General features: G+C 59.0%; 2 protein-coding genes. One reads left to right on the top strand and one right to left on the bottom strand.

Going from position 1 to position 915, the window contains the following annotated elements:
* A partial coding sequence (locus AC1DLB_RS31015) for a methyl-accepting chemotaxis protein (RefSeq protein ID WP_477786404.1) occupies nucleotides 1-490 on the top strand: 490 nt, incomplete at its 5' end.
* Between the two features lie 112 nt (nucleotides 491-602).
* Here the strand turns inward: AC1DLB_RS31015 and AC1DLB_RS31010 are convergent.
* The coding region (locus AC1DLB_RS31010) for a glyoxalase superfamily protein (protein ID WP_477786403.1) at nucleotides 603-915 on the bottom strand (313 nt) is incomplete at its 5' end.

Below are 915 nucleotides of genomic sequence, written 5' to 3'. Positions count from 1 at the left end.
GGCCGTGGCAGAGCAGACCAACCTGCTGGCCCTCAACGCTGCCATCGAAGCGGCCCGTGCCGGTGAGGCTGGTCGTGGTTTTGCGGTGGTGGCTGACGAAGTTCGTGGCCTGGCCCAGCGCACGCAAAAATCCACCGAGGAAATCGAAGGCCTGGTGGCCGGCTTGCAGAACGGCACTCAACAAGTGGCGGCGGTGATGAACAACAGTCGTACCCTGACCGACAGCAGCGTGGCGCTGACTCGCAAGGCCGGCGTATCACTGGAAAACATCACCCGCACGGTGTCCAACATTCAGTCAATGAACCAGCAGATCGCTGCCGCCGCCGAGCAACAAAGCGCCGTGGCCGAAGAGATCAGCCGCAGCATCATCAACGTACGCGACGTGTCCGAACAGACCGCCACCGCCAGCGACGAAACCGCTGCGTCCAGTGTTGAACTGGCGCGGTTGGGCAATCAGTTGCAGATGATGGTGAGTCACTTCCGGGTTTGATATTCACTTTGCGGTGAATGATAAATGGCCTTCTCGGGCAAGCCTCGCTTCTACAGGTTCAGTGAGTAACCTGTACAAGGAGCGAGGCTTGCCCGCGAAGGCTATCTAACGCTTAAACACTAATCGCATTGGTAAACACCAACCGATTGCCAAACGGATCGGCCACGGTCATGTCCTGACTGCCCCACGGCATCGCCTGGATTTGTGGGTGCGCAAACTTATATTCCTTGGCCAGCAATTGCTGCTGGAACGCCTCCAGCTCATCGGTCTCGATGCGCAGGGCCGAGCCCGGTGTCGCGTCGCCATGATGTTCGGAGAGGTGCAGCACGCACTCGCCACGGGAGATTTGCAGGTACAGCGGGAGGTTCGCCTCGAAGCGGTGCTGCCAATCAATCTTGAACCCCAGAAACTCGACGTAGAACTCC

This window comes from Pseudomonas sp. 05N434, from assembly GCF_056396965.1.
Note: the sequence above shows the minus strand (reverse complement) of the source record. Positions and strands in the feature narration are given on the sequence as shown.